Origin of the sequence: Psychrobacillus sp. FSL K6-2365, assembly GCF_038003165.1 — a bacterium.
Taxonomy (GTDB): Bacteria; Bacillota; Bacilli; order Bacillales_A; family Planococcaceae; genus Psychrobacillus; species Psychrobacillus psychrodurans.
On the sequence record NZ_JBBOOO010000001.1, the window covers coordinates 3,709,821 to 3,735,871 of the forward strand.

The window sequence follows — 26,051 nt, forward strand, 5'->3', positions numbered from 1 at the left end:
TCTAATCGCAAGTTCTACCTCGAGAATCGCAATATACTTCCGGAAAACCGCAAGTTCAGGAACACAAATCGCAAGTTGAATCGTGTTTTTGTGCGTATCGCAAGTCAAGTGCTTCTAATCGCAAGGTCTACCTCGAGAATCGCAATATACTTTCGAGAAATCGCAAGTTGTTGATTGTTCTTGATTTAGCAAACAAACACGAATGTTCAAGGACGATAATTAATCCCTTGTTCAACAACATGAACAAGGGATTATTTATCGTTTATTGGAATAAGTTAATTGTCGTAATAATAATAGGCATTGCAAACACATCTATGAGGAATGCTCCAACAATTGGTACGACTAGATATGCTTTTTTCGATGGGCCAAATCTTTCGGTTACAGCAGCCATATTCGCCATTGCATTAGGCGTTGCACCTAAGCCATGTCCCGTGAATCCTGCTACCATTACAGCAGCATCGTAATCTTTTCCTAATAGACGGAACAAAACAAAGATGCCAAAAAGAACAATGAATATAACTTGGACAATGACGATTGCGATTAAAGGAAGCGCCAAATCCGCTATTTCCCATAGTTTAATGCTCATTAGTGCCATGGATAAGAAGATACCTAAAGAAATGTCACCTACTAAACCGATACTTTTCATATCTACGGTTTTAGGATTAACCTTATCCACAATATTTCTCACGATAACTGCTACAAACATAGCCCCAACGTATCCAGGAAGAACAAATCCTGTTGCTGAGGAGAACAAGCCTCCTAAGTATGTACCAAGTGCCATACAGAAAGTGATTAGCAGTAGTTGTGTGAAAAATGTATTCGTTTTGATTGCTTTATTATTTTCCTCAAGATCAACCTGTGGTGTATCATCATCGGTTTCCGTTGATTTCAAATCATACTTTGTAACAAGATATTTAACAATTGGCCCTCCAATAAGTCCCCCTGCAACGAGACCAAACGTAGCAGCTGCTACACCGATAGAAAGTGCCGAATTAATGCCCAAGTCTTCAACAGTTTGTCCAAATGCAGTTGCTGCACCGTGTCCACCTTCCATTGAAACTGCTCCAGCCATCATTCCTATTAAAGGGTGAAGGTCAAACAAATATGCCATAGACACACCAATTGTGTTTTGTGCAAGCGCTAAAAATCCACAAGCTAGCCAGTAAATAACTAGTAACTTTCCACCTAATTTAACGAGCTTAAAACTTGCGCCTAAGCCAACTGTAGTAAAAAAGGTCAGCATAAACAATCCTTGTAAAGATGTATCCAAAGTAACTTCAAACAAACCAAACGATTTGGCTATTGTAGCGAGGAATGCAAATAGTAATCCACCTACCACCGGAGCGGGTATACAGAACTTATTTAAAAATCCAACCTTCTTTACTAGGTATGTACCTAAAACCAAAAGTGCTATGGAAAGAAAGATTGTTGTAATTTGGTCAAGAGCTAGTGTCATTCTTTCTTCCTCCTAAAAATGATGTAATTGCTTCATTTGTTAAATATGCTCCAAGTTTTACAGTTCGATTATTTTCATCCATGGTCGGATTTACTTCGGAAATATCAAAAGACAACACCTTATCATGGGAAGTTACTGCCTTGATAATCGCACGAACAATAGTCGGATCCAAACCAAACGGTGATGGAGCGCTTACACCAGGTGCAAATGCAGCGTTTAGTACATCTGTACATATTGTCAGCATAATATAGTCATGTTTATGGATGAACTTCTCTAAAGCTGTATTTACTTGTTCAAACTGTCCATGATGCATTTCCTCTTCATAAATATAGGTAACATCTAATTCATCTGCCTTGTCAAATAGCTCTTGTGTATTCCCGTATCGTTGGATACCAAGAACGAAATAATTACTATTTTCATCTTGTTCAAGTATTTGTCTGAACATCGTCCCCGAAGAAGTCTGTTCATCGTATGGCCGTAAGTCAAAGTGTGCATCAATATTGATAATCCCTAATTTTGCATCTTCTCCAATATGATTCCGAACACCGAGATAATGTCCGTAAGCGGTTTCATGACCGCCGCCAAGAATAATCGGGATCATTTTTTTATTTAGAACTTTATTAACTACTTCCCCAAGTTGTTGTTGGGCTTTTTCTAGGCCATTCCCAATACACTCAATTGTCCCTATGTCTGCAAGACGTTTTTCTTTAGAAAGTTTCCAGGGTAGCTTTGCCAATTCTGACCGTAATGCGTTAGGTGCTTTTGCTGCTCCTAGTTGACCTTTATTTCTACGCACACCCTCTTCACTTTCAAAACCGATAATTACACAAGTTTCATTTAAGGATTCAAGCTTTTCTATTTGTTCCAATTCAACAATTTGGTGATATCGGAAACTTGTTCTATTCTCAAGATGATCAGTCCGACCTAACCAAATATCCTCATTTACTTTTTTTAGCAAACCATTCATCCTTTCTGAAATTTATGAATTTATATTTTTATCAATTATAAATCAACACATTTATTAGTTCTAATATATAATTACTATAAATATATAGTTTGAAACTATAAATAATAGGAGTGACATTTATGGATTTAAAACAGCTGGCGTATTTTGTGACGATTGTCGACTATAAGAGCTTTTCTAAAGCAGCACAAAAACTGCATATATCTCAACCATCCCTTAGTAATGCCATAAAAAGTTTAGAAAGTGATTTAGGCTTTCAAATTCTTGATCGTAATACGAGAAGCATTGAGTTAACTGAGGCAGGAGCTATTTTATATAGTAAAGCAGTTCAACTTTTATTAGAGATGGACAGGGTAAAAAAAGAAATGGATGAAGTAAAGCATATAGGAAGTGGGGAGATACAACTTGGAATGATTGAGTCAGTAAAGCATTGGATTCCAAAGGTGATTCTTCAATACAATGATGATTTTCCCAATATGCGCATAAAATTAACCGAAGTTCTAAGTGGTGATAATGTAAAAAATTCGTTACGAAACTACAAGACACACGCCATCATAACAAATCAATTTATTCAAGAGAACGATATCGAAACCATTCCTTTATATAATGAAAAACTCGTATTAGTACTCCATGAAAGCAATCCGTTAACAAATAATTCATCAGTAACATTAAAAGACCTTGTAGGAGAGCCGTTCATTATTAGTAGTGAAGGTTTTCAAACAAGAGAAGATGTGTTGAATGCTTTTGAAATGGAAGATATAATTCCTACCATCAAGTACGAGATTGAACGCTTTGAAACAGCATTAAGTCTGGTACGAGAAGGTATTGGAATTACGCTAATTCCAGAAAACTATCTTCAAGCCCTCCCAGATAATACACTTGTAAAAAAATCTATTAATTCACCTGCACTGGAAAGAACTGTCTATTTAACATATTTAAAAAACCGCTACGTATCACCTGCTATTCATACGTTTATAAATAAGACAAAGCAGTATTTTAATGTGCTCCCTGTGTAGCAAACAAACATGAAAATTCAAACATTCGTGTTTGTTTGAACTAACACGAATGTTTCTTACACAGGGACAACAAAAAAAAGCGTAAAGCCTCTGTTCCCAGAAGCCTTACGCTTTTTATGATTGCTCAAGTAAAATACTCTAACTTCGCATTCGGAAAGTACTTTTCCATATAGCCGTATAGACGAGATTTTATTTCATCCTCTTCGTCTTTTTGATAAATATACTTACCAATTCCATACTTACCCCATTTGTAGCGTCTTTCATCTTCATTTAACTCCAGTTTTGACTTTGGATAATTCTTTTCAATCACTTTTTTCGCGGGTTTTGTAAACCGATGTTGAATGAATTCAAATGTAATATCATCTCTTGCATCTTGTGGCAATTCCTTATCAAGTCGTTCAAACATGTTGCGGTAGCCATCCTCCCAACCATCATGAAGGTAAATGGGAGCAACAATGAAGCCTAGCGGATAGCCAGCTCTTGCCACTTTCCCTGCTGCCTCAATTCTTTTATCCAAAGGAGATGTGCCCGGCTCGAAATTTTTAATGACATAGTCAGCATTTACGCTAAAACGGAATCGGGTATTCCCATTATGCTTGGCATCTAATAAATGATCGACAAAATGGAATTTCGTCACAAAACGTAATCTACCCAATTCTGTTTGACCAATATGTTCAATTGCTTTTTTTAATGAGTGCGTTAAATGATCAATCCCTACAATATCGGATGTACACGCAGCTTCAAATCGAGTAATTTCAGGTGCTCGTTCTTCGATGTAGCGATCCGTCGCTTCGAAAATCTCCTCCACGTTTACGTAAGTTCGAATATACGGTTTGCTCCCCATCGTCGTTTGCAAATAACAATAATGACAATGTCCCATACACCCCGTCGCAAGCGGGATTGCATATTCTGCCGAAGGCTTGGACGTATCAAATTTTAACGTTTTTCGAATACCTACCACTAAGGTGGATTTTGCAATACGATATTTTTGAGCGTCCGTTTCACCAGGCAAATCCCGAATTTGATTATGCGAAGTCGTAAAACGCGTTTCAATCCCCATTTTCTCAAACTTTTGCTTCAGTTCTTTTCCAAGCGGATAATCTAGTGCATTGGGTTCAAAATATACAAGCTGCGGTACGAAGGGCTTATTCATATTGCATAATACCTATTCCATAATTATAATCCATTCGATCACCTTTCTCTTTTTTTATAGCTTGTCTTAAAAGTGAGAAATTATGAAAATTGTGCTTGTCCCTGTGTAGCAAACAAACACGAATGTTTAGATATTCATGTTTTTTCAAACTAACACGAATGTTTCTTGCGAAGTATTAAAAAATCCAGAAAGGAAACATTACTGATTGTTTCTTTCCTGGATAGTTTATTTAATATGATCTTCGATATAATACAGAACGTTCATTTTCTTAAGTGATAATAAAGGCACAATTGCATAGCAGAGCGGGCGGTTTGTCACTTCCTTTCAAGGAGGTGATGCCATTGACCATATACCAAGCAATCAGCTTGTTAATACAGCTAAGTGCTGTAATTTTAGCAGCTTTTTCAATCGTTGTGACATTGATTATTTTCTTTATTAAAAAGAAATAACCGTCCCTCAGCAAAGGTTCGACGGTTATTTTAGGTCCAGGACCAACCGCTCTTTCTGCGGTTAGCAGTTGTAGGGGTGGATATTAGAGTATCCAGTCTTTTTATATTATGATTCTAAGTTCATTGTATACAGAAACTTTTTTGTATTCAACAAATACATAGGTTATACAGCGACAGCTACGAATAATGATTTTCTTAACCACCGTAAGAAAATCAAACTCATAACATCTTAATCTTATTTAATATATTTATTTTCAGTTACCTTGAACCGCTTCTATAATTTCTGAAAGGCTTTTTTCATTCATAGAACTCAGTCTCCCATCCATGCCATTGAATGTCATGTGAGAAGTAACAAAGTTAGGGACGACAAAACAAGTTAGGCCCGCCGCTTTTGCAGCTGTCATACCGTTTACTGAGTCCTCAAAGGCAATACACTCATCAGGCTTCAGTCCCAAACAGTTGACTGCTTTGGTGTATAGTTCCGGTGAAGGTTTAACGTACTCTACATCGTCTGAGGTTAAAATGCAATCAAAATAGTCGATTAAACCTAGATTACTAAGATGTCCTCTTACCCATTTTCTATCAGAGGAAGAGGCTAATCCTATCGATAAACCTAACTCCTTTGCCTCTTTCAAATATTCCCTAACACCTTCACGCGCTTCCATCTCTGCTAGTCCAGTCACAAACAGCTGATGAAAATCTGACCTCAACTGCTTTTCGGAAATTTTGTTGATACTCTGTTCAGTCAAATAACTGAACAATGAAAAGTCGGTCTTGGTTCCTATACATGCAAGCCATCTTTCGAAGGGCAGCTCCACATTATGTTCTTCGAAAAGATGCTGAAACAGTTCATATTGATGTGACTCTGTATCAAGAATTAGACCGTCAAAGTCAAAAATAATTCCCTTTATCAACAAACAGCCTCCCTCTTATTCACTATAGTCTGCTTCGATGTATAGTTTCACACGTTCTGCAATTAAGTAATAGTTAGAATAGTGAATAGGTTCATTTTTATGATCAAATATATTCTTCTTCACTCGAATAACAGGCGATGTCTTACTAATATTTAACAATTCACAGATTTCTGGTGTTGGTAGTGAATATTCGATTTCTTTATTTACTCTTGCAAACTTAACATTATAAGTAGATTTGATTAACTGGAAAGTAGATGTTTGATCCTCAATCTTGGATTCGATATTCGGGTATAGTTCGGTCGGTAGGTAGGCGTAATCCAAACTCAAATAACCATCCTCATCAAATACTTTTCGAACCAATTCTATAAATTCTGTGTATCTTCCATCAAAATGTTTTCGTCCGATTTCTGGATTCAGTACAACTTTTTTAGAGATAATCGACTTTTGAATATTTCTTTCTTCGGAAGATAGACCTTCTGTGAATCCTTTCAAATTCAATAGATGTAACTGAGTCTTACTTGCTTTTACAAAAGTACCTTTTCCATGCACGACTTCTAAGGCACCGTCTGCAATTAGCTCTTTAATGGCACGACGGATCGTGATTCGACTGACATTCAATATCTCACAAAGTTCAGATTCGTTAGGGATCCTGTCACCTGTATGAAGATTTTGATTCTGAATCAGCTCTCGTATATGGGCTATCGCCTCTTCATATAAAAAGGTAGGATTACCTTTTGACTGCGGTAATTTACTCATACCAAACTCTCCTCTTATTCACGTTTACTTTCATTGTACCTAAATAGTAAGGAGAGTACCTAACACTATCAGCTCAATTCTTTAGGATAACCGAATCCACCTTCTATTTGACAAGTCTTCTCTGCTGAAATCGTCCCGTCCTGAATTGCCTGTTCAATTGAATTTCCATTCAGATAACTGACTAAGAATCCCGCTATTAGGCTGTCCCCAGCCCCCATCGTATCCACCACTTTGATTGGTCGTAGTACTTGATAATAGAATTGTCCTTTATGCACAAACATTGCCGGCTGATCACCCCGTGTTATGCCAACCACTTCTATATCGAACGGTTCCAATTCCTGGACCAACTCTTTGATTTCTATGGAAGTGAGATCTGATGCTGAGAAGAAAGCAAATCTGAGAGAACCGGCTATACTTCGAATGTACTCAAGGTCTACTCGATTTGAAAAATCGTAAGAAACAGATGTGACGGCAGCTACTTTCTTCAATTCACTTTCCATCGAAGAATACACACTGATATGACACACATCATACTCTTTTATCTTTTCGAGTTCTGTCGGTAGCAGATTGATTTTAAAACGATGTTGGACAGTATCTTTAGGTCCTCCAACAAAGACTCGATCACCATCTTCAGAGATCGCGACCTGAGGCTGTCCTGTCTTTCCTATTGCATAGCGTGCATCTTTAAATTCAATTTCCTCTTTAGAAAGCACATCTTGTATATGCAGAGCCTTGTCATCATTTCCAAATACGCCGATATATTCAATAACTTCTGCTCCGGCACGTTTTGCATTCACTGCTACATTGACGCAATTTCCTCCAGGAAAATATACCTTCTTATCTAAATAACAGTCTACAACATTATCTCCTACTGCTATGAGTTTCATTTATTTCACCTTAGCCTTTCACTGAGCCCTCAGACAAACCCCGAACTAAATATTTTTGAAGCACAATCAATAAAATTATCATAGGAATTGTTGCAATGACCATTCCGGCAAGTAAAACACCCCAGTCGGTTCTTAATGCATCTCTAAATGACATCAACCCTGAAGGAATAGTTTTTAAATCTGTTGAATCGATGAATACTGTTGCAAACATGAATTCATTCCAAGCAAAGTACGCTGTCAAAACGACGGCAGTTATCAAGATTGGAATGGAAAGAGGTAGATAAATCCTTAGATAAATCCCTATCTCACTACACCCATCGATAATAGCAGATTCTTCTAACTCCTTAGGTACACTAAGGAAGAATGCACGAATCAGAATGATAGTAAGTGGTAGACGAAATGCAACATAGGACAAGATCAAGGCCCAGTGTGTATTGATCAGATTTGCCCAAGACAAAATTTCAAAAAGCGGGATAAGTGCTACTTGAGGATTCATCATGAGCCCACCAATCATAAATAGAAGTGCGACATCTATCCATTTCGTTTTGTAGCGAGATAAGACAAATGCTGCCATAGAACCGATTAATACTACTAAAATGATTGTAGTTATGGTTACAAACATACTATTTACAAAATAACTAGAGATCCCTTTCGACCATGCATTCGTATAGTTTTCGAAGTGCCAGACTTGTGGCAGACTCCAAACATTATTATAAATCTCATCGTAGCTTTTAAATGATGAAATAAACATCCAATAGAGTGGATATAGGATGATGAAAGCTAAAAGCAATAGTCCGAGATAAATCAGTCCACCTGAGATTGTGAGTTTGGCTTTCCATTTAGATTTGAATTTAGAGAAAGGACTTACTTTCACCGAGCTTACAGATTCATCAATATTTAGCGTCATCAGTTAATCATCCTTTCCCGTTCCAGAAATCCGAATTTGTGTAATAGCAAAAATAGCAGATAAAAGGAAAATCAATGTTGCAACAGCCGACGCATAGCCCATGTTATCTTTAAAGAAACCTAACTGGTACATATGAACGGCAAGAGTCATCGAACTGAAACCCGGGCCCCCATTCGTTAATATGTACGGTTCATTAAATACTAGGATAGATCCTGTAACTGTAATCAAGACATTAACAAACATGGTCTCTTTCACTTGTGGGACAGTGATACTGAAAAAATTTCTGACCTTCCCAGCTCCATCGATCTCAGCTGCTTCATAAAGTTCTTTCGGTATTTTTTGTATAGCCACAATAAATAACATTGTAATAAATCCAATACTCTGCCACTGCGACATCGCAATAACTGAATAAATCGCTGTTCCTGCATTACCTAACCAAGGTTTACCCAATTCCTCTAGACCGATCAGTTCCAGAAAACTGTTCAGTAGACCCATTTGGGGATTGTAGATAAAGCTGAACAGTAAAGCAATTACAGAGATTGATACCATAACTGGTATAAAATATATAACCCGTAGAGCGGGGGCGAATTTTCTAAATAAACGATCTTCCAAAATAGCTGCAAGTACCAAAGCTATAAATACTTGGAAAATAACAGAGATGACTGCGTATTTGATATTATTTATTAAAGCGATCAAGATAACTTTGTCATTAAATAATTCTACGAAATGTTTGAAACCAACAAATTCCTTTACCTGAGAAAATACACTAAAGTCAAAAAAACTGTTATAAAAGTTTTGAATAAGGGGTATATAGACAAAGACCCCTAAGAAAAGCAGGCTTGGTAACAAGAAAAGGATGGGTATTATTTTGATTCTTTTTAAACTCATCTAAGCGACCTACCTTCTGTTTAAAATTCAGGCCCAGCAGCACACTGGACCTGAATTAAAGAATTAATGGAGCTTTTTCGCAGCTTCTTGGACTTCTTGTAACACATCTTCAGGGGTCTTAACACCTGTGGCGATATCTTGACCACCACGCATAAACACGTCTGCTACGTTGACATCTACTGCATTGTCAAACCATGGTGCAGTTGCGGATGCATTTAAAATAATGTCATATGCTTCTCGGCTTGTAGGGTTTGATGTTTCTTCAGTTACCCCGCCTTTAATCGCGTTCAATTGACCGTCAACAGTTGTAAACTCTTTCGCTGTTTCAGCTGAAGTTAAAAACTTTAAGAACTCAACTGCTTCCGGTGGAGCATTTTTACTTAGCACCCATCCTTCAGGCGCTCCAGTCAATGCTTTCTGATCTCCTTTTCCTCCCTCAACTTCAGGGAAGTTAAAAAAACCAAACTCAAAGTTCGAAGCATCTTGAACCATCTTCACTTCTGCAAATTGCATGTAGAGAACGGGAATTTCACCTGCGGCAAACATATTACGAGCAGCCTCATGGTCAATGGCTGTTGATACATCACCCATGTAGCTCGTTAACTCTTTCCAAATCTCCAGTCCACGAACGTAACCCTTATCTGTGAACTCTCCTGTTTCAGCAGCATAGTCTTTTTCAAGTACAGCAGGGTCTACCACACGTTGAAAAATAGTTCCTAGGTAGTGAGAAATTGCCCATGTATTTGTAAGTCCTTCCACTAAAGGTGTCTCATATCCTGCTGCCTGTAGTTCCTCAAGAACTGTAATGAACTCTTCATAGGTTTGGGGAACTTCTAGATTGTTTTGTTCAAAGACCTCTTTGTTATAAAAGAAAGCTTTGCCATCTACAGTAAAAGGAACACCATATGTCACATCATCAAATGTAAAGCCACCAAACTGAGACTCTAAAACCTCTCCAGACCATGTCGTGTCATCTGATAGGATATCGTTTAGTTCCATGATACGGCCAGAGCTCACAAGATTTTCCGCAAAAGAATCAGACCATGAGGTGAAGATATCAGGGAGTTCGTCATTCGATACAAGTACTCGAATCTTCTCTTTATATGAATCATTCAACACCTGATCTACATTGATCTTGACTCCTGGATTAGCAGCTTCAAATTCCTTGATTTTATCATCATAGAAAGACTTTCTTGGTTCATTTGGCCAACGATGGAAGAAGTCGATCTCTACCACATCACCTTCTGCACCTTGTGCTTCATCCTCACTATTACAAGCTCCCAATAAAAATCCTACAACCAATAAACTGAACAACAGCCAATATGTCTTCTTCACTAATTCTTCACCCCTTGATTCATTAGTTTAATTGAAAAGACTGAATATTAATATTCCATTTTCCACATATAACGTCGTACAGATAATGGATGTCCTGTATGTTCTGCTAGACCGTCTGCATAAAGACGCATAACCGGTCCTGCAAGCAATGGTCCAAAAAATTCACGAAGGTCTTCATCTGTTTGCCCATAATCAAAGTCCTGCACATCTATTACTTCAACTTTATCACTGAACTTTGTTACAAAGTCTAAGGCACGTTGGTCCAGTGGACGGCTAGAACCTTCCCCCATCACTACAAGGAAAGGTACATTGTCATCTGTAATCTCAAATGGGCCATGGAAGTATTCTCCGGCATGAATGGCATTTGAGTGAATCCATAACATTTCCATCAATAGACAGCTAGTAAATGAGTAGGCGTGTGAATAATAAGCTCCACTTGCCATTGTGTAAATGCTTTCTTCGCGCTTGTTCTTTTTACCAAATGCATCTGCCTGAACGGAGAACTTCTCCACATTCTTTTCGATTAATGACTGAATTGTCTTCAATTGTTCAACAACTCGTTCAAATTTTTGATTCGGTTCTAACTGATTCAACAATTTAAAGATGAATGTATAATACATCCCTAATTCTCCATCGATGGCATTTGAACCGTCTTTGTAATTATAGTGAATGATATATTCTGCAGCCTTTGCTAATGGAGACTCTAAATCCATGGTGATAGCGACAGTTAGTGCGCCTCTCTCTTTTGCGAATGATGCAGCCTCTACTGTTTCTGGAGTGGTTCCGGAATGAGATCGTAATACCACCAAGCTCTTATCACCTAAAATCTTTGGTGATCGGTGAATGAATTCATTCGATGTATACGTTGCTGTGGGTAGAGACAGTTCACGCGAGACGAAATAATCTCCGGAAGATAATGATGCCATCGATCCACCACAAGCAACGAAGAAGATATTTTGAACATCATGGCCCTGAACTGCTTGAAGAGCTTTCTCGATCTGTTCTGCATGCTCCTTTCTCATTTCAACAGAAACTGCTGAACTGTTCTTTTGATTGATTTCTGATTGAGTCTGTACCAAAAGTAACACCTCCATTTTTTATAACGTCATATAACGTTATATTATTTTTATAATAGATTTATATTTCTGAAAAGTCAATACTTTATAAATTTTCTGTTTAGTAGCTAAAACGTTGATATTATTGGTTACAAATAGAAAAAGTCATTATTCATAGAAAAAAATATTTTTTCTTCTCAGGATTTTAATGAAAGCATAGTAGGGTAATTTACCGCTTCTAAATGCTCACGTCTAGTCGAAAAACCGTTGGTCATATGTAGTATTAACCTTTGGATTTAACATGCTTCCTATGTTAGACCTTACTTAAAACTATCAATTGTTCACGGGTCATACCTAATACACGGTGGTGCCTTCATAACAAGCGTTAATTCTGTAATTATCATGACTATTATTTTAATTTTAAATCCTTCATGACTGTGAAAATTGATTCGACCGTATCCCTTATGGTTTTCTCCCATAGAAAAAACACCTTCCATTAATGATTAGGTATTGTATACCTGCTCTTAAATGAAAGGTGTTTTTATTGTTTGATTCTTTTAAGTTAGCATGCCACATGAAGTCATGGATTTCATCCTATTAACTTTCTACACTTATCTTCCGCCCCGTTCATCCACATGATGATCATTTTGGCCATCTTTCACTTGAAGTTCTTCTTTCTGTTTTTCACTTAACTCATTGGACTTTCCTTGCTCAACAGTTAGATCTTTTTGATTTGAATCCTTTTCATGGTTCGACTCTTTTTTCATCATATTCACCTTCCTATTTTTCTTCTTAATGTTTCTTTTCCCTAAAAAATTCACTTCTAACATTTTTTATTAAAACCTTCATGATTCAAGCATTTTCCTTCTATCCCAAAACCGGAAACAGGTCAAGATTCACTCAGAACCTTGGTGAAGCTAGATATTTATGAAACGAGATTTTCATTTATTTTCTCCTATATTTTAAAGCTCCCTTTGTTAGACACCACTTCCACACTACTTAGAATTTTTTCTGTGTTGTATCTTAACCCGGGTACCTTTATACTACTTTTACACAAGAACTTACCAGACACGTTGTGCAACCCACTCAACAACCCATATTGAAAGAAATTCCGTTATTATATCTATAACCTGTTTGGTGTGGTCTCTCTAGAAATCAAATTAAAAGGAGATTATTATGACAAATCAAAGAAAACTAGTATTGTTCATTGCAACAAGCTTAGATGGATATATCGCCACAGAGGACGACTCTTTGGAATGGTTGTTTAAGGTAGATGGTGAAGGAGATAATGGATATTCTGACTTCTATGACACAGTAGATACGGTTATTATGGGCAGACGTACCTACGACTGGCTCCTTGAACAAGAAACTGAAAGCTTCCCTTATGAGGGTAAGGAATGCTATGTTTTCTCCAGAACCTTAAGTCAGGATAATGAGAACGTCAAATTTTTCAGTGGAGATGTTGTCGATTTAACGAATCACTTGAAAAACAAAGAAGGTAAAAGTATTTGGGTAATGGGTGGTGGAGATCTAATACACTCATTTATCAATGAAAAATTAGTGGATGAGCTAATTATTACAGTGTCTCCGGTATTAATCGGAAAAGGGATTCCATTGTTTAAAGAAGTTGATTTTGAATTAGAGCTTACCTTAAAAAGCATCAATCGTTTTAATCAGTTTGCTGAGTTGCATTATGAAGTAAAAAGGTAAACAACAAAGACAAGATAGCAAAACGAAGAAAGCATCAGGTTTTATCAGACCCTAATGCTTTCTTTGTTTTATCTATTCTGTGATATTCCGATATTTGAGTCACTCTAACTCCGCTGGTGTTCAGTTCATGGTATATCCCCCTGCTATCGATAAATGAAATAAATTCATCCCTTTCTTTTTGAATTAACTCTACCGCCTTTTCTTGAGACTCAACATTGATAAATCTTCTTATATAATGGTTTTCATCAAAAAAGTAAGTTACTTTGAATTCTTTCACTTTAATAACTCCTGTTCAACCGAAATTATGAATCTCAGTACTTAATCTAATTTCCTGCAGTATAACTTAGTTTCCTCTCACATAAACTTCTCTTATTTCTTTGGAAGACTTTATATAGATATTCTTCTGCAGATTATAAAATTTAGATACTTGTTTCCCATAAATTAATCAGTTAAACTGATTATATATTAAACTGATTAATATGGGAGATGAAAATTAAAATGGAGAAATGGAATAATTCCTATGGTTTTTTACTTGGAAAGATATTACAGGAAATGGAAAGTAAGTTTGCTGATGGACTTGTCGACTTCACTATTAACGCCAGACAATATGGAGTACTTTTATTTATTGAGGGAAATCCTTACTCCTCACAAAAAGACATTTCTGAAAACCTACAGATCGATCGCACAACCATGGTGAGTCATATTGATCATCTGGAAACCCTAGGATTTGTTGAGAGGACAAAAAATCCTAAGGATAGAAGATCATATAGCCTTGTAATTACCAGGAAAGGAAAAGAAGTACTGGATTCCCGGTGGGAGTTTTTGAGCCATGTAGAATCGGTAGTTTTAACCCCTTTAAATCAGCAAGAGAAACAATTGTTTAAAGAGTTCCTTGTTAAAGTTTGGAGCTCACTGTAGAAAATAGGAGGATATCAAATATGAACGCACTAGATTATTTTAATGCACGTCTCGAAGCAACTATAAGCCCTATGGATTTTCTGAAATCCCACCAAATGGATTCCGAAAAATACTTTTTAATCGATGTTAGAAACGGTCCAGCCCATGTAAGAAGGTTAACTATAAAAGATGCGAATGTTATACCAGAACAAGAATTACAAAATCGCTTAAGTGAAATTCCAAAGGACAAGGAAATTATTGTGTATTGCTGGGATGTCTGGTGCAATACTGCTGCCAAAGTAGCGAAAGTGTTATTAGAAAGAGATTATAAAGTTAAAGAGTTAACCGGGGGTATTGCAGCTTGGCAAGAGATGGACTTTCCTGTTTCAGAAATAGCCCAAGATACTAAAGTAACTGATAATTGCAGATGTTGAGTGTTCCAAAGTGAATTGGAGTCGCTTTAAAGGAGATTAGAAAATTCTAATCTCCTTTAAGCTTTTATAATATTCTCCGTCAGCCATTAACTCTTCACTTTACTTTATCAATACTAATGCCCTCCATATGAAATTTCTTAATATATCTCCATTTATAAGATAACAGACTAACAGTACGCAATTATCTGAAAAATTTACAAATACTTTATAATACCACTTGCACTGGCAAGTTATAATGGAAGTGCTTCATTAAAGTTATTATTAAGGAGGTGGTTGAGATGTTCGCTGGACACTTTGGAGTTGCCGCTGTTGTTAAAAGTAAGGCTCCAGAACTGCCACTTTGGTCGCTACTAGTCAGCTCCCAATTGCTTGATATTGCCTTTGTACCATTTAGTTTAGCAGGTGAAGAGTCGATAGAGCCATTGGGCGATGGTGGATATGCTAATGCGATGATTTATGCATTCTATACTCATTCCTTCATTGGGGCACTATTTCTTTCCATAATAGCTGCGTATCTTGCAGGAGTATTTTGGGGTAAAAAATCAGCAGTTATAACAGGAGCCGTCGTATTTAGCCATTGGATTCTTGATTTGATCGTTCATCGACCGGATATGCCTATTTTCCCTGGAAATGTAGGTGATTTTCCGCTTCTTGGTTTCGGTCTATGGGAATCTGTTTCAGCAAGCTTTCTATTAGAATTTCTCCTTATTTCTGCGGGCTCTTTTTTTTACTTTAGGCACGCACTCCAATCGGCAGATCCAGAACGTAGAGGAAAAGGCATTGCAGCTGGATGTGCCATGACTACCTTTCTTTTTCTGTCTTTATTTATTAATGCTTTCATGTAACTAAATGAGGCATGATTCAGTGTTACTTCGAATCATGCCATTTAATCATTTTATGACTTTCATGTACTTATCTTGTTGTTCAAATCGTTTTCGGTTTTCTTAATGCTCAATCTTTTTGAAATAATTATAAACCTTTTCTAACTTTTTCTTTTGATTTCCCTTCGGACTTTCCATATTTCCAAATTCAAAGAACTTCACTTTCTTGATACCAACAAAATTAAATAGTGCTCTTTTCATTAAAATTTTGTGAGAATTGTTCAACCAAAGAAATGGATAATTAGTTGGTCCCTTCATGGTAGACACACATACTACAGACTTTCCTTTTAAAAGTCCTTCTGGAAAAAGTCCCTTCTTATCTTTATAAGCAAAATTAGAGGAAAATAATTGATCTATATATCCCAATAGCATTGCGGGTGGTCTCCCCCACCATATTGGATAGATAAAAACAATTTTGTCTGCCCACATAATTTGTTTCCTATATTTTTCAATATTTGGATCAGTATACATATCACGTCTTCGCTTTTGCTCGTTAAACACTAGTAGAGGATCAAAATTCTCTTCATATAAATCTAAAACCTGCAACTCTTCTATATTGGCATTTTCATTACTCCCCTCAATAACTTTTTGTAAAAATGCATAGTTTAAACTTTTGTGATTTGGATATGTGTAAATTAACAACATCTTCATAGCGCACCTCTTTGTTATCATTTGATAACTAAATAATAGCACGAAGAAATTTAATTATCAAATGATAATTGTTTTTCGATAACATTTTTGTTACCTTGTCTATAAGAGGTGAGAGAAATGGACAAAAATGCTCTTTTTTATAAACTAGTATCATTTACATCTTCTGTTCATCGAGTAACACATGAACTAACAAAAAATGCGAAGTCAGACTCCATTTCGCAGGTTCAATATAGCATTCTTGAATATATTTCAGTTAGTCAACCTGTGACGCCAAGTGAAATTAACGATTGTCAAAACATGTCTATGCCGAACACAAGTCGTGAGCTCAGCAAGTTAAGTAAGAAAAATTTAATCGAGAAATTAAATGATACCGAAGATCGACGAAAACAATATATTCGTCTTTCTAATGATGGAGAAGCCATGATGAACGAAGCTTTTGCAACTATAGAAGCTCGTTTTCTAAAGCGACTAGAGAATGCTTCCAAAGAAGATTTAGATGATATTGAACGTGCTATGGATATTCTTCAAACAAAACTATTTTATCCATAGCACAAGTTTAAAATGAAGGATTAATAAATAGTTTAGTTCGTTATAGATAATCCTCACTACGAAATGATTATCTAGGATTTAAACACATAACTTCATGAAAAAGAGACCGTTCAGGTCTCTTTTTCACTTCTTGTTATTTAGGGAATTTATTTATTGTCCATACATTCAATTTTGAAAATAACTAACTCCACTAATTGATAAACAAATATATGCGTTTGCTGCTATTAGCTGTAACGCTTCGAGAAAATTGGTCCGTATAATCTATCCATTCCACTTTTTCACATCGCTTTTTAACTTTTCTGTTAAGCTCCGTTTCAATTTCATCCATCATGTATACAATCTCATCGAAAGGTATGTTGAAATGGTGTACTGCCTGTTCATATGGAGAGTGTTTCACTAACAACTGTTGAAACTCATCGACTGTTTCCGCTATATCGACCAAGCAGTCTTCTGCATCAACAATAAACTTATAAAGGCGTTGTTTTTCTTTTGGGAGATTTGCGACTTCACTTCTTAAGAGAAACTCTATTAATCGTTCGTTCATTTCCCTCACCTCCCTGTTAGTACATAATACCTCAATACTTCATTACCAACTTGCTTTTTTAACTCCAGGGATTTGTCCTTTGTGTGCAAGCTCTCGGAAAGCAATACGTGACATATTAAATTTGCGCATATAACCTCTCGGTCTACCAGTCAATTCACAACGGTTTTTCAAGCGTGAAGGTGAAGAATCCCTCGGTAACTTGCTTAGTGCCCTGTAATCCCCTTTATCTTTCAGTTCTTTACGAAGCTCTGCGTAATGGGCCACCATTTTCTGTTGCTTTTTATCTTTTACCACTTTTGATTTTTTTGCCATTTTACCCTCTCCTATATCGTAATCATTACGTTTTAAAATTACGTAAAATTTTTTATTTCGTTTCTCGGTGAAGTGTTACCTTCTGAAGTCTTGGACAGTATTTCTTCAATTCAATACGCTCTGGATTATTTCTTTTGTTTTTGGTCGTTATGTAATTGCGATCACCTGTCTCTGTGCAGGCCAACGTGATATTTACTCTCATCTTACTTCCTCCTCTTTAATCTGAATACCAATTTCAAAAGCTGGTAGTGGATCAGAAAAACTAGTCCAATCCTGTGCATACTCGTGTTCTGTCAACAAGCAATGGTTTAGGTCGGATGTGATTTGTTGCTGGTCCATATCTATTCCGATAAATACTAGTTCTGTCATCTTGATGCCATACTCCATATCCCATTTTCCAGCTCCTTCTATCCCTAGAGATGGCCCAGCTTGAGATAGCAGTACAGCAGTATCATCCCGAGTTGCTAGCCATAAAAATCCTTTAGTCCGTATCACTTCAACTGGCCAATCCATAATCCAATTCATTAAGCGCTCTGGATGAAAAGGTCTTTGACTTCGATAGACAAAAGAGGCAATACCATACTCCTCGGTTTCAGGAACATGTTCTTCGTTTAACTCTTTAATCCACCCCGCTCCTTGACTGGATGTTTCAAAATCGAATAAGCCTGTATTCAATACTTCGTTTAAAGCAAGATTTGCGTTTACTGTCACTATGATTTTCGCATCTGGATTCAAGCTTTTAAGGACAGCTTTTAACTCGCCTATTGTCTCTTCATCAACTAAATCAGCCTTGTTCAAAATTAATACATTCGCAAATTCAATCTGGTCAATAAGTAAATCGGCTATTTCCCGTACATCGTCATAAGTCGCTGCTTCCTTACGATCTAGCAACGTTTCTCCAGAAGAAAAATCTTGCCAAAATCTATTTGCGTCTATGACAGAAACCATAGTGTCTAGTTTACAAAACTTTGATAAATCGATGCCCAGGCTATCATCAATATAAGTAAATGTCTGAGCTACCGGAACAGGCTCACTGATACCAGAGGACTCAATTACGATGTAATCAATATCTCCAAGTTTAGCCAACTTCTCCACTTCGATTACCAAATCCTCCCTCAGCGTACAGCAAATACACCCATTCTGCATTTCAATCAACTTTTCCTCCGTACGTAAAAAACCACCCTGTTTTACCAAAGAAGCATCAACGTTCACCTCGCTCATATCATTTACGATGACCGCTACTTTAAGCCCTTGACGATTTTGTAAAATATGATTCAGTAAAGTTGTCTTTCCTGAACCCAAATATCCACTTAATATTGTTACCGGTATTCTATTCTCCATTTTTCTCCTAACCATTCAACACAATTGTATCGAATTTTAAATAGTAACGATTACGATTTAAATATTATATTGTTTCCAAACAAACTGCAAGTATTATTATCAAGCTGTAATAAATTTGATACTAATATTTGTTCAAAAAAATAGTGCTATCAACTCGTTTAATATTCTGGCGTTTCATTTCCTATGGAAACAAAACAGGAAAAAACCTTAATTATAAATGTTTGAAGGGCTAGGTTGTTGGATATTATAAGATAGTTCGAGATAGGTTAATAACCTAAAACTACACCATCTTCACCAAGTGCTAATATTCGTTTAATATTTACCTTATAATTAGGATTCTCTAATTTGAAATATCTTAAATAGAGGAATACAATTAGATTGTTATTAATTTTTATATAAACTAATTGGAGGGATTTATCATGACTGATTTAAAAGATAAAGTAGCGGTTGTAACAGGAGGAGCTTCTGGTATAGGATTAGCTACTGCAAAAGCTTTTTTAGCAAAAGGTGCAAAAGTTGTTATTGGTGATTACAACGAGGATTCTGGTAAAGCTGTAGAACAACAATTAAAAGAAACGTTTGAAAATGTATTATTTGTACGTACAGACGTAGCAGACGAGCAATCTGTTGAAAACCTTGTAAAAACAGCGGTTGATAAATTTGGTCAACTAGATATTATTTTCAACAATGCTGGTATTGGTATTCAAAAACCTACACACGAATTAACAGATGATGAATACAAACGTGTTATCGCCGTAAACCAAGATGGTGTATTCTATGGTATTAAGTATGCACTTCGTGAAATGTTAAAAACTGGTGGCGGTGCAATTATTAATACGTCCTCGATTTTAGGTACTGTTGGGGAACCAACGTCAATCCCTTACGCAGCTAGCAAAGGTGCAGTTAACTTAATCACAAAATCAGTTGCATTAGAATATGCTGATCGTAACATTCGAGTAAATGCTGTAGCTCCGGGATTCATCGAATCAGGTTTAGTAAATAAAGAATCATTAGGTGATTTCTATGATGGTTTAGTAGCAAAACATCCAGTGGGTCGCCTTGGTAACCCTGAAGAAATTGCTCACGCAGTTGTCTTCTTAGCAGAAAATGACTTCGTAACTGGTACTACTATTCACGTTGATGGCGGCTATACTGCGAAATAGTTAGGTTCACAAAAAAATATCATAATTATAATATAAAAGCCGTTTTCTGTTCACTCAGAAAACGGCTTTTATATTAAATTTAATTTAACCCTTGTGCTTTATATCTTTACAACCGCATTCGTTTCAGCCGCTTCTATAATACCTAAAATGACTTTTAGCGAAGATAATGCATCCTCTCCAGTGACAAGCGGCTGTTGGTCAAAGCGAATACATTCGATAAATGCATCGATTACACCACTATTTGTTTGATTGTTATTTGTTTGGATATTCTCTAGTTGATATTGTATTTTCTCTCCATCTTTTGTAATCACTTCTAATTGATGCTGTTCACTATGATAAATTTTCAAAATGCCTTTCTCACAATAGATAATTGTACTATTATCTTCTTCACCATAATATGTCCAAGAGAACGTAGCAGTACCTATACGACCTTTTTTTGTTTTTAAACTACATACGATGTTATCGCATACTTCTATCGGTTCGTTATTTTCATCGACTTTGTCGAGTGCTCCCTGGAAGGCACTTACCTGCTCAATTTCATCATCTAATAAGTAATGCAATAAATCCACTTTATGGATTCCCAAATCTCCAGCAACACCAAGACCAGAACGCTCCTTTTGAAAGAACCATGTGGAATTTGATTTATTTATTCCCCATTGTTCCGGTCCCGAGTGTCCAAAAGTTGTTCTAAAAGTCAGCACTTTACCAAGTTCTTCACTTTTAATGATTTCTTTCGCTTTTTGATGCGCGCGAGTAAATCGCTGATTATGATCTACCATAAATTTTTTCCCGGATTGCTTTTGGGCATCAAGTATTTCTTTTGCGTGTTCAATTGTAAGGGAAATTGGCTTTTCACACAGAACATGCTTCCCATTTAATAGTGCTTTAGTGGAAAATATATGGTGATATTCATTCGAAGAACAATCACTAATTACTTGTATCGTGGGATCTGTAAATAATTCATCCACGCTTTGTACTACTGTACCATCAAACATGACTGCTAACGCCTCTGCACGTTCAGGGTTTCGATCATAAAAAAAGATTTCATCCACGAATGGATTTGCTTTATATTCTGGTGCATGGCGCAATTTAGTAATTGACCCACACCCAATAATCCCTACTTTTAACCCCATATGATTACACCTACTCTCTTTTTTGGAATACTACAGCAATAATTATGATTAGGCCCTTTACAAATCCTTGTAGGTACGGAGAAACATTCATTAAATTCATCATATTATTTAGAATTCCTAAAATGAGTACTCCGAAAAGTGTCCCTATAATCTTCCCACGACCACCTGTCATCCTTGTTCCACCTATTATAACGGCAGCAATCGCATCGAGCTCATATTGAACTCCCGAGCTTGAGGATGAAATAGAATTTAAGCGTGACGTTTCAATGATAGCAGCTACACTTACCAATAACCCAGCCAAACTATACACAGCAATTTTAATACGGTCCACTCGAATTGCAGAAAGCATAGCAGCTTTTTCATTACTTCCAAGTGCATACACATATCTTCCAAACCTCGTTTTGTGCATCAAAATATATACCAACGCGGTCATGGCAAAGAAAATTAAAACTGGATAATCAAATATCCATAAGTCATTATTCGCGATGGCAGTAAACCCCTTAACCTCTCCTGAAACACTTCCACCTTCTGCAATATATAACGCAATGGAGCGTGCTGCCGCCATCATTCCTAATGTAGCAATAAACGAAGCAATCCTGCCTTTTGCAACCATTAATCCATTTAAGAATCCTGCAAATGAACCAACAACTAATGCAGTAAAAATCCCAACAAGTATACTTCCTGACGCATTTAACGCTAAAACTGTGATGACACCGACTAGCGCAAGCACGGATCCGACCGATAAGTCGATTCCACCAGAAAGCATAACGACAGTCATACCCAATGCAACAATTCCAATTATAGAAACCTGCATTAGTATATTTAGCTGGTTATTAATATCTAGAAATCTAGGATTCATAATAGTAGATGCTATAAAAATAATGATGAAAGCAATAATGACGCTATATTCTGACCACAGCCATGTAAGACGACTTTTTGCACTTGAAACTTGCGGACTATATTCTTTTACATTTGTATTAGCCAATTTTAGCGGCCTCCCTTTTCGAGCCGGTTGCATAATGCATAATTTCTTCTTCCGTTGCTTCTTCTCCGTTAAATCGTGCTGTTATTTGCCCTTGGTACATCACATTAATCGTATGACAAATTCTCATTACCTCGGGTGCCTCTGAGGACAATATAATCACCGATTTCCCTTGTTCAGCTAATGCCACAATTTGTTGATAAATCTCCTGTTTTGCCCCTACGTCTATTCCCTGGGTAGGGTTATCGAAGATTAGTATATCCGCTCCGACTTCAAGCCATTTGGCGATGATGACTTTTTGCTGATTACCACCACTTAACTTATCGATTGTAATACGTGGGTTGTGAACTTTGATGTTCAACAGCTCTTTATAGTACTGAAATTTATCTCTCTCAGCATTATCTAGAATAAATCCTGATTTCTCAAAATTCCCTATAGATGACAAGCTCATATTATGGATCACACTTAAATCTTTAATGATTGCATTTTCCTTGCGATCCTTTGGAACAAGACCTATTCCTGCTTCCACCGCTTTTCGTGGGTGATCTATTTTTATCAACTGGTTATTGATCTTTATTTCACCAGTGTATTTCTTTCGATATCCAAATAAGCTTTCAAAAAGTTCTGTACGGCCGTCCCCTGCTAGACCAGTAAAGCCTACTATTTCTCCTTTTTTCACCTGAAAATGAATGTTCTTAAATAATCCAAAGCTAGTTAAATTATTCACCTCTAGCAATACTGGACCAAATGTATGTTCATGTACAAATCGATTTTGGGAAATTGATTTTCCAACCATTAGCTTAGTTATTGTATCTAGATCTTCTTGTTCTACATCTCCACTTTTAATCATTTCTCCATCACGTAATACGGTATAACGGTCACAAACTGCTTTTATTTCCTTCAGTTTGTGGGAAATATAAATAATCGAGATGCCTGATTTCTTTAAATTCTTCATTAACTCAAATAATCGATTCACTTCATGTTCAGCTAATGAGGTTGTTGGCTCATCCATAATTATAATGGTGGATTTATGAAGCAAGGCTTTCGATATTTCTATCAGTTGTTTATAGGAAGTTGCTAAATTTCTTACGTATTCCTTTGGGTCTATGTCCACACCTAGCTTAGCTAAGATGTCATGTGTTTGCTGGCACATCTCTTCTACTTTTAAAAATCCCATTTTGTTTCGAAGTTCAGAACCTAAAAACATATTTTCATACACTTTGAGATCTGTTACCATATTTAGTTCTTGATGGATAAAGCTAATCCCTTGCTCCTGCGATATTCTTGGATTGCTCATCTTAACTTCCTTATCGTTTATGTAGATAGAGCCATTATCAGGTTGATGAACTCCCCCTAGAATATTCATCAGAGTGGATTTACCTGCACCGTTTTCACCTAACAATGCATGAATCTCTCCTTTTTCAATTTGAAGAGTCACATTCTTTAATACGGGTACACCATTAAATGACTTCTTCATGTTCTTCATTGTTATATAAGGATTTTTAGTCATGGTATTTATCCCTCCTAATATAGGAAAAGAGGAAATACAACAACTGTTTGCACAACTATTGTATTTCCTAATATTCATTTAGAATTTAGATTCTGGATCATAGAACTCATCCACATTTTCTTTTGTTACCTGAGTAGCTTCTTTGACTACCATAGATTCTTCTGGATCATTACCCTTTGTAATATCTGCCGCAATCTTCACTGCATCCTCTACCATCGTTGGAGAGTATAGGAAGGTTGCTGTTATAAAACCGTCTGCTTTAATATCTTCAAATACAGCTTTTCCGCCACCAGCACCTGTTACAAATTGGATGTCTGTTCGCTTAGCTTCTTTGATAGCTTGTAAGACACCAAGTGCCATTCCATCGTCTTGTGTAAATACTGCATCTATTTGCGGGTGTGCTTGTAAAATGTTTTCCATCACTTCTAGCGATTTTTCAGTAGAAAAGTCACCACTTTGTGAAGCAATTATTTCCATACCTTCTGCACTTTCCATCGCTTCTTTAAATCCTGATCCACGTTGTTCTGTAACTGAACTTGGTGGTCCGGAAATTTCCACAACTTTTCCTTTTCCATTTAACTTTTCTACAAAATATTTACCCGCATTTACTCCAATACCTTCATTATCGCCTTTTACAACAACTGTAGCTGCATCATTTTCAAGCTCACGGTCCACTATTACTAAAGGAATTCCCGCATCTTTAATCTTTTGTCCTACAGGTGAAAGTGCTGCAGACTCAATTGGGAGCATGACAATAACATCCACACCCTGTGCTATCAAATCGTCTACATCATTTGCTTGTTTATTTGGGTCAGCTGCATTCGTCATTACATATTCAATGCCATCACTTTCTTTAAGTGCTTTAGCTTGCTTTTCAGCACTATCAATTAGTGCTCCCATCCATCCATGTGTTGCTGAAGGTAAAGAAATACCGATTTTTAGAGTATCGTCTTCTTTTCCATTTGCAGAATTCTTATTATCACTACATGCTGCTAAACTAAAAACTGTTACTAAAGATAAACATATGATCAGAAACTTCTTCAACACCATTCCCCCTTTGTTTTTATGAAAAGCTCCCCTTTTTGTAATCGATTACATGTGAAACTAAGGGCAACGCTCTATTATTAATATCCATTTAATAACAGAGCAATAACCTTAGTTGTACATTCTCACGTAGACTCTCGAAGAACTAGTTCATGGTTCAATATGACACTATCCACGACATTACCTCTGATCTTATCGATTAACATTTCCCCAGCCACAGTACCCATCTTATACATAGGCTGAGCAATCGTAGTGAGCGTTGGGTTTGTCATACTAGAAAAATCGATTTTGTCAAAACCAACTACTGCTACATCATTTGGTACATGTAATCCAGATGCATTTATTTCTTTGAGTGCTCCGATTGCCAAAAGGTCCGATACAGCAAATATTGCTGTTGGACGATCCTGTATTGCTAAAATCTTTTTCACTGCTTGTTGTCCATGTTCAAATCCTAATTGTTTTGTATAAATAATATAATCATCATTCCAAGGAATACCATGTTCTTCTAATGCTCGTTGGTAACCCATCTCCCTCTGTCTTGCATATAAAAATTTTTCATCGGAGTTCATTAGAGCAATTTTTTTATGACCTATTTGTATCAAATGCTTGACCGCCCGATAAGATGCTTCTTCATTGTCTATCGATACGTAAGGTATCCCACTATCAACGTTATACTCACTACATTGAATGATGGAATACTTTTCTGCTAGCTCTTTTAATGTTTCAATATTAACTGCTGGATCCATTGAAATAATTCCATCTGCCATTTTTTTCTTAACAAGGTCAAAGTAAATATTTTCTTTTTCCGGATTTGAATCAGTCTCACATAATAGGATATTGTAATTCTGACTTAGCGCCACATGTTCAATTCCTTTAATAATTTCTAAATAGAACGGGTTAGAAATGCTCGGAATTAGTATTAAAAAAATTCTACTTTCTGAATTCCTTAAATTTCTCCCTAACATACTAGGCTCATAATTTAAATCTTTTATAGCCTCTTCTACTTTAATTCTTGTTTTCGAAGTTACAGTATTTTGACCGTTTAATACCCTTGATACTGTGGCTACAGATACCCCTGCTTGTTTAGCCACCTGCTGAATGTTTGTCATTTACGTAGTCT

Annotated in this window: 30 protein-coding genes; 8 read left to right on the plus strand and 22 right to left on the minus strand. The window is 36.5% G+C overall.

The window, feature by feature from the left end; translation table 11 throughout:
* Positions 1-262: 262 nt before the first annotated feature.
* Together gltS and hutG are read right to left on the minus strand one after the other, a co-directional pair.
* Positions 263-1,456, minus strand: coding sequence for a sodium/glutamate symporter (gltS, locus tag MKY29_RS18745; protein ID WP_090568799.1), 1,194 nt, complete (start codon positions 1,454-1,456; stop codon positions 263-265).
* Positions 1,440-2,423 (minus strand): formimidoylglutamase, encoded by a 984-nt coding sequence (gene hutG / locus MKY29_RS18750; RefSeq protein WP_340880532.1) that lies wholly within the window; start codon positions 2,421-2,423, stop codon positions 1,440-1,442. Before hutG ends, gltS begins: the two co-directional genes overlap by 17 nt.
* A gap of 119 nt (positions 2,424-2,542) precedes the next feature.
* Between hutG and MKY29_RS18755 the strand changes: the two genes are divergently transcribed.
* A complete protein-coding gene (locus MKY29_RS18755; protein ID WP_241600083.1) occupies positions 2,543-3,436 on the plus strand; it encodes a LysR family transcriptional regulator in 894 nt (297 codons plus the stop codon).
* Positions 3,437-3,560: 124 nt separating this feature from the next.
* On the opposite strand, the gene splB is transcribed toward MKY29_RS18755, so the two are convergent.
* Positions 3,561-4,589 (minus strand): spore photoproduct lyase, encoded by a 1,029-nt coding sequence (gene splB, locus MKY29_RS18760; protein WP_340880533.1) that lies wholly within the window; start codon positions 4,587-4,589, stop codon positions 3,561-3,563.
* 341 nt (positions 4,590-4,930) lie between these two features.
* On the opposite strand from splB, the gene MKY29_RS18765 reads away from it, so the two are divergent.
* On the plus strand, positions 4,931-5,038 hold the full coding sequence (locus MKY29_RS18765; protein ID WP_340880534.1) for a putative holin-like toxin: 108 nt from the start codon (positions 4,931-4,933) through the stop codon (positions 5,036-5,038).
* A 254-nt stretch (positions 5,039-5,292) separates the two neighbouring features.
* On the opposite strand, the gene MKY29_RS18770 is transcribed toward MKY29_RS18765, so the two are convergent.
* The 8 genes from MKY29_RS18770 to MKY29_RS18805 all read right to left on the minus strand — a co-directional run bounded on the left by MKY29_RS18770 (position 5,293) and on the right by MKY29_RS18805 (position 12,547).
* Positions 5,293-5,952: an HAD family hydrolase gene (locus MKY29_RS18770; RefSeq protein ID WP_340880535.1), complete on the minus strand. Its 660-nt coding sequence runs from the start codon at positions 5,950-5,952 to the stop codon at positions 5,293-5,295.
* A gap of 15 nt (positions 5,953-5,967) precedes the next feature.
* Entirely contained in the window at positions 5,968-6,708 is a 741-nt protein-coding gene (locus MKY29_RS18775) for a GntR family transcriptional regulator (RefSeq protein ID WP_340880536.1), read from the minus strand.
* 68 nt (positions 6,709-6,776) lie between these two features.
* Positions 6,777-7,595 (minus strand): PfkB family carbohydrate kinase, encoded by an 819-nt coding sequence (locus MKY29_RS18780; RefSeq protein WP_340880537.1) that lies wholly within the window; start codon positions 7,593-7,595, stop codon positions 6,777-6,779.
* 10 nt (positions 7,596-7,605) lie between these two features.
* On the minus strand, positions 7,606-8,502 hold the full coding sequence (locus MKY29_RS18785; RefSeq protein WP_340880538.1) for a carbohydrate ABC transporter permease: 897 nt from the start codon (positions 8,500-8,502) through the stop codon (positions 7,606-7,608).
* Between the two features lie 3 nt (positions 8,503-8,505).
* On the minus strand, positions 8,506-9,390 hold the full coding sequence (locus MKY29_RS18790; protein ID WP_340880539.1) for a carbohydrate ABC transporter permease: 885 nt from the start codon (positions 9,388-9,390) through the stop codon (positions 8,506-8,508).
* Between the two features lie 63 nt (positions 9,391-9,453).
* Positions 9,454-10,725 (minus strand): ABC transporter substrate-binding protein, encoded by a 1,272-nt coding sequence (locus MKY29_RS18795; RefSeq protein WP_340880541.1) that lies wholly within the window; start codon positions 10,723-10,725, stop codon positions 9,454-9,456.
* Between the two features lie 47 nt (positions 10,726-10,772).
* Positions 10,773-11,804 (minus strand): SIS domain-containing protein, encoded by a 1,032-nt coding sequence (locus tag MKY29_RS18800; RefSeq protein ID WP_340880542.1) that lies wholly within the window; start codon positions 11,802-11,804, stop codon positions 10,773-10,775.
* Between the two features lie 587 nt (positions 11,805-12,391).
* Complete coding sequence (locus tag MKY29_RS18805; RefSeq protein ID WP_241600087.1) at positions 12,392-12,547, minus strand: hypothetical protein; 156 nt, start codon at positions 12,545-12,547, stop codon at positions 12,392-12,394.
* Between the two features lie 409 nt (positions 12,548-12,956).
* Between MKY29_RS18805 and MKY29_RS18810 the strand changes: the two genes are divergently transcribed.
* Positions 12,957-13,490, plus strand: coding sequence for a dihydrofolate reductase family protein (locus MKY29_RS18810; protein ID WP_241600089.1), 534 nt, complete (start codon positions 12,957-12,959; stop codon positions 13,488-13,490).
* 34 nt (positions 13,491-13,524) lie between these two features.
* On the opposite strand, the gene MKY29_RS18815 is transcribed toward MKY29_RS18810, so the two are convergent.
* Positions 13,525-13,767: a hypothetical protein gene (locus tag MKY29_RS18815; RefSeq protein ID WP_093495913.1), complete on the minus strand. Its 243-nt coding sequence runs from the start codon at positions 13,765-13,767 to the stop codon at positions 13,525-13,527.
* A gap of 209 nt (positions 13,768-13,976) precedes the next feature.
* Between MKY29_RS18815 and MKY29_RS18820 the strand changes: the two genes are divergently transcribed.
* From MKY29_RS18820 to MKY29_RS18830, 3 genes are all read left to right on the plus strand, one after another.
* Positions 13,977-14,408 carry a MarR family winged helix-turn-helix transcriptional regulator gene (locus MKY29_RS18820; protein ID WP_340880543.1) on the plus strand — a complete coding sequence of 144 codons (432 nt, stop codon included), beginning with the start codon at positions 13,977-13,979 and terminating at the stop codon, positions 14,406-14,408.
* Between the two features lie 20 nt (positions 14,409-14,428).
* The gene (locus MKY29_RS18825; protein WP_340880544.1) at positions 14,429-14,821 is read left to right on the plus strand and encodes a rhodanese-like domain-containing protein; all 393 of its coding nucleotides are present in this window, start codon (positions 14,429-14,431) and stop codon (positions 14,819-14,821) included.
* 278 nt (positions 14,822-15,099) lie between these two features.
* On the plus strand, positions 15,100-15,666 hold the full coding sequence (locus MKY29_RS18830) for a permease (RefSeq protein WP_340880545.1): 567 nt from the start codon (positions 15,100-15,102) through the stop codon (positions 15,664-15,666).
* A gap of 99 nt (positions 15,667-15,765) precedes the next feature.
* On the opposite strand, the gene MKY29_RS18835 is transcribed toward MKY29_RS18830, so the two are convergent.
* On the minus strand, positions 15,766-16,353 hold the full coding sequence (locus MKY29_RS18835) for an NAD(P)H-dependent oxidoreductase (RefSeq protein WP_241600097.1): 588 nt from the start codon (positions 16,351-16,353) through the stop codon (positions 15,766-15,768).
* 117 nt (positions 16,354-16,470) lie between these two features.
* On the opposite strand from MKY29_RS18835, the gene MKY29_RS18840 reads away from it, so the two are divergent.
* On the plus strand, positions 16,471-16,902 hold the full coding sequence (locus tag MKY29_RS18840) for a MarR family winged helix-turn-helix transcriptional regulator (protein WP_340880546.1): 432 nt from the start codon (positions 16,471-16,473) through the stop codon (positions 16,900-16,902).
* 190 nt (positions 16,903-17,092) lie between these two features.
* On the opposite strand, the gene MKY29_RS18845 is transcribed toward MKY29_RS18840, so the two are convergent.
* Genes MKY29_RS18845 through MKY29_RS18860 form a run of 4 tightly spaced genes read right to left on the minus strand, consistent with a single transcriptional unit; the run spans position 17,093 to position 19,099 of the window.
* On the minus strand, positions 17,093-17,446 hold the full coding sequence (locus MKY29_RS18845) for a hypothetical protein (protein WP_340880547.1): 354 nt from the start codon (positions 17,444-17,446) through the stop codon (positions 17,093-17,095).
* A gap of 42 nt (positions 17,447-17,488) precedes the next feature.
* A complete protein-coding gene (gene rpsN, locus MKY29_RS18850) occupies positions 17,489-17,758 on the minus strand; it encodes a 30S ribosomal protein S14 (RefSeq protein WP_090568730.1) in 270 nt (89 codons plus the stop codon).
* Positions 17,759-17,810: 52 nt separating this feature from the next.
* Positions 17,811-17,960, minus strand: coding sequence for a 50S ribosomal protein L33 (rpmG, locus tag MKY29_RS18855; protein WP_090568728.1), 150 nt, complete (start codon positions 17,958-17,960; stop codon positions 17,811-17,813).
* Positions 17,957-19,099 carry a GTP-binding protein gene (locus MKY29_RS18860; RefSeq protein WP_340880548.1) on the minus strand — a complete coding sequence of 381 codons (1,143 nt, stop codon included), beginning with the start codon at positions 19,097-19,099 and terminating at the stop codon, positions 17,957-17,959. The genes rpmG and MKY29_RS18860 overlap by 4 nt, the downstream gene beginning before the upstream one ends.
* Positions 19,100-19,518: 419 nt before the next feature.
* Here MKY29_RS18860 and MKY29_RS18865 point away from each other — a divergent pair, with 419 nt between their 5' ends.
* Positions 19,519-20,262 (plus strand): SDR family NAD(P)-dependent oxidoreductase, encoded by a 744-nt coding sequence (locus tag MKY29_RS18865; protein ID WP_093495908.1) that lies wholly within the window; start codon positions 19,519-19,521, stop codon positions 20,260-20,262.
* Between the two features lie 98 nt (positions 20,263-20,360).
* Here the strand turns inward: MKY29_RS18865 and MKY29_RS18870 are convergent, their stop codons facing one another.
* From MKY29_RS18870 to MKY29_RS18890, 5 genes are all read right to left on the minus strand, one after another.
* Complete coding sequence (locus tag MKY29_RS18870) at positions 20,361-21,395, minus strand: Gfo/Idh/MocA family protein (protein ID WP_093495907.1); 1,035 nt, start codon at positions 21,393-21,395, stop codon at positions 20,361-20,363.
* A gap of 10 nt (positions 21,396-21,405) precedes the next feature.
* On the minus strand, positions 21,406-22,380 hold the full coding sequence (locus MKY29_RS18875) for an ABC transporter permease (protein ID WP_090568715.1): 975 nt from the start codon (positions 22,378-22,380) through the stop codon (positions 21,406-21,408).
* Positions 22,373-23,887, minus strand: coding sequence for a sugar ABC transporter ATP-binding protein (locus MKY29_RS18880; RefSeq protein WP_340880549.1), 1,515 nt, complete (start codon positions 23,885-23,887; stop codon positions 22,373-22,375). Before MKY29_RS18880 ends, MKY29_RS18875 begins: the two co-directional genes overlap by 8 nt.
* A 78-nt stretch (positions 23,888-23,965) precedes the next feature.
* On the minus strand, positions 23,966-24,931 hold the full coding sequence (locus tag MKY29_RS18885; RefSeq protein ID WP_340880550.1) for a substrate-binding domain-containing protein: 966 nt from the start codon (positions 24,929-24,931) through the stop codon (positions 23,966-23,968).
* Positions 24,932-25,056: 125 nt separating this feature from the next.
* Positions 25,057-26,040, minus strand: a complete 984-nt coding sequence (locus MKY29_RS18890; RefSeq protein ID WP_093495904.1) for a LacI family DNA-binding transcriptional regulator — start codon at positions 26,038-26,040, stop codon at positions 25,057-25,059.
* Positions 26,041-26,051 lie beyond the last annotated feature (11 nt).

What these genes read in the sequence shown, in the direction of transcription:
- gltS (WP_090568799.1), bottom strand. Translation starts at nt 1,456, where the DNA reads ATGACACTAGCTCTTGACCAAATTACAACAATCTTTCTTTCCATAGCA.
- hutG (WP_340880532.1), bottom strand. Translation starts at nt 2,423, where the DNA reads ATGAATGGTTTGCTAAAAAAAGTAAATGAGGATATTTGGTTAGGTCGG.
- MKY29_RS18755 (WP_241600083.1), top strand. Translation starts at nt 2,543, where the DNA reads ATGGATTTAAAACAGCTGGCGTATTTTGTGACGATTGTCGACTATAAG.
- splB (WP_340880533.1), bottom strand. Translation starts at nt 4,589, where the DNA reads ATGAATAAGCCCTTCGTACCGCAGCTTGTATATTTTGAACCCAATGCA.
- MKY29_RS18775 (WP_340880536.1), bottom strand. Translation starts at nt 6,708, where the DNA reads ATGAGTAAATTACCGCAGTCAAAAGGTAATCCTACCTTTTTATATGAA.
- MKY29_RS18780 (WP_340880537.1), bottom strand. Translation starts at nt 7,595, where the DNA reads ATGAAACTCATAGCAGTAGGAGATAATGTTGTAGACTGTTATTTAGAT.
- MKY29_RS18785 (WP_340880538.1), bottom strand. Translation starts at nt 8,502, where the DNA reads ATGACGCTAAATATTGATGAATCTGTAAGCTCGGTGAAAGTAAGTCCT.
- MKY29_RS18790 (WP_340880539.1), bottom strand. Translation starts at nt 9,390, where the DNA reads ATGAGTTTAAAAAGAATCAAAATAATACCCATCCTTTTCTTGTTACCA.
- MKY29_RS18805 (WP_241600087.1), bottom strand. Translation starts at nt 12,547, where the DNA reads ATGAAAAAAGAGTCGAACCATGAAAAGGATTCAAATCAAAAAGATCTA.
- MKY29_RS18810 (WP_241600089.1), top strand. Translation starts at nt 12,957, where the DNA reads ATGACAAATCAAAGAAAACTAGTATTGTTCATTGCAACAAGCTTAGAT.
- MKY29_RS18820 (WP_340880543.1), top strand. Translation starts at nt 13,977, where the DNA reads ATGAAAATTAAAATGGAGAAATGGAATAATTCCTATGGTTTTTTACTT.
- MKY29_RS18825 (WP_340880544.1), top strand. Translation starts at nt 14,429, where the DNA reads ATGAACGCACTAGATTATTTTAATGCACGTCTCGAAGCAACTATAAGC.
- MKY29_RS18830 (WP_340880545.1), top strand. Translation starts at nt 15,100, where the DNA reads ATGTTCGCTGGACACTTTGGAGTTGCCGCTGTTGTTAAAAGTAAGGCT.
- MKY29_RS18835 (WP_241600097.1), bottom strand. Translation starts at nt 16,353, where the DNA reads ATGAAGATGTTGTTAATTTACACATATCCAAATCACAAAAGTTTAAAC.
- MKY29_RS18840 (WP_340880546.1), top strand. Translation starts at nt 16,471, where the DNA reads ATGGACAAAAATGCTCTTTTTTATAAACTAGTATCATTTACATCTTCT.
- MKY29_RS18845 (WP_340880547.1), bottom strand. Translation starts at nt 17,446, where the DNA reads ATGAACGAACGATTAATAGAGTTTCTCTTAAGAAGTGAAGTCGCAAAT.
- rpsN (WP_090568730.1), bottom strand. Translation starts at nt 17,758, where the DNA reads ATGGCAAAAAAATCAAAAGTGGTAAAAGATAAAAAGCAACAGAAAATG.
- rpmG (WP_090568728.1), bottom strand. Translation starts at nt 17,960, where the DNA reads ATGAGAGTAAATATCACGTTGGCCTGCACAGAGACAGGTGATCGCAAT.
- MKY29_RS18860 (WP_340880548.1), bottom strand. Translation starts at nt 19,099, where the DNA reads ATGGAGAATAGAATACCGGTAACAATATTAAGTGGATATTTGGGTTCA.
- MKY29_RS18865 (WP_093495908.1), top strand. Translation starts at nt 19,519, where the DNA reads ATGACTGATTTAAAAGATAAAGTAGCGGTTGTAACAGGAGGAGCTTCT.
- MKY29_RS18870 (WP_093495907.1), bottom strand. Translation starts at nt 21,395, where the DNA reads ATGGGGTTAAAAGTAGGGATTATTGGGTGTGGGTCAATTACTAAATTG.
- MKY29_RS18880 (WP_340880549.1), bottom strand. Translation starts at nt 23,887, where the DNA reads ATGACTAAAAATCCTTATATAACAATGAAGAACATGAAGAAGTCATTT.
- MKY29_RS18890 (WP_093495904.1), bottom strand. Translation starts at nt 26,040, where the DNA reads ATGACAAACATTCAGCAGGTGGCTAAACAAGCAGGGGTATCTGTAGCC.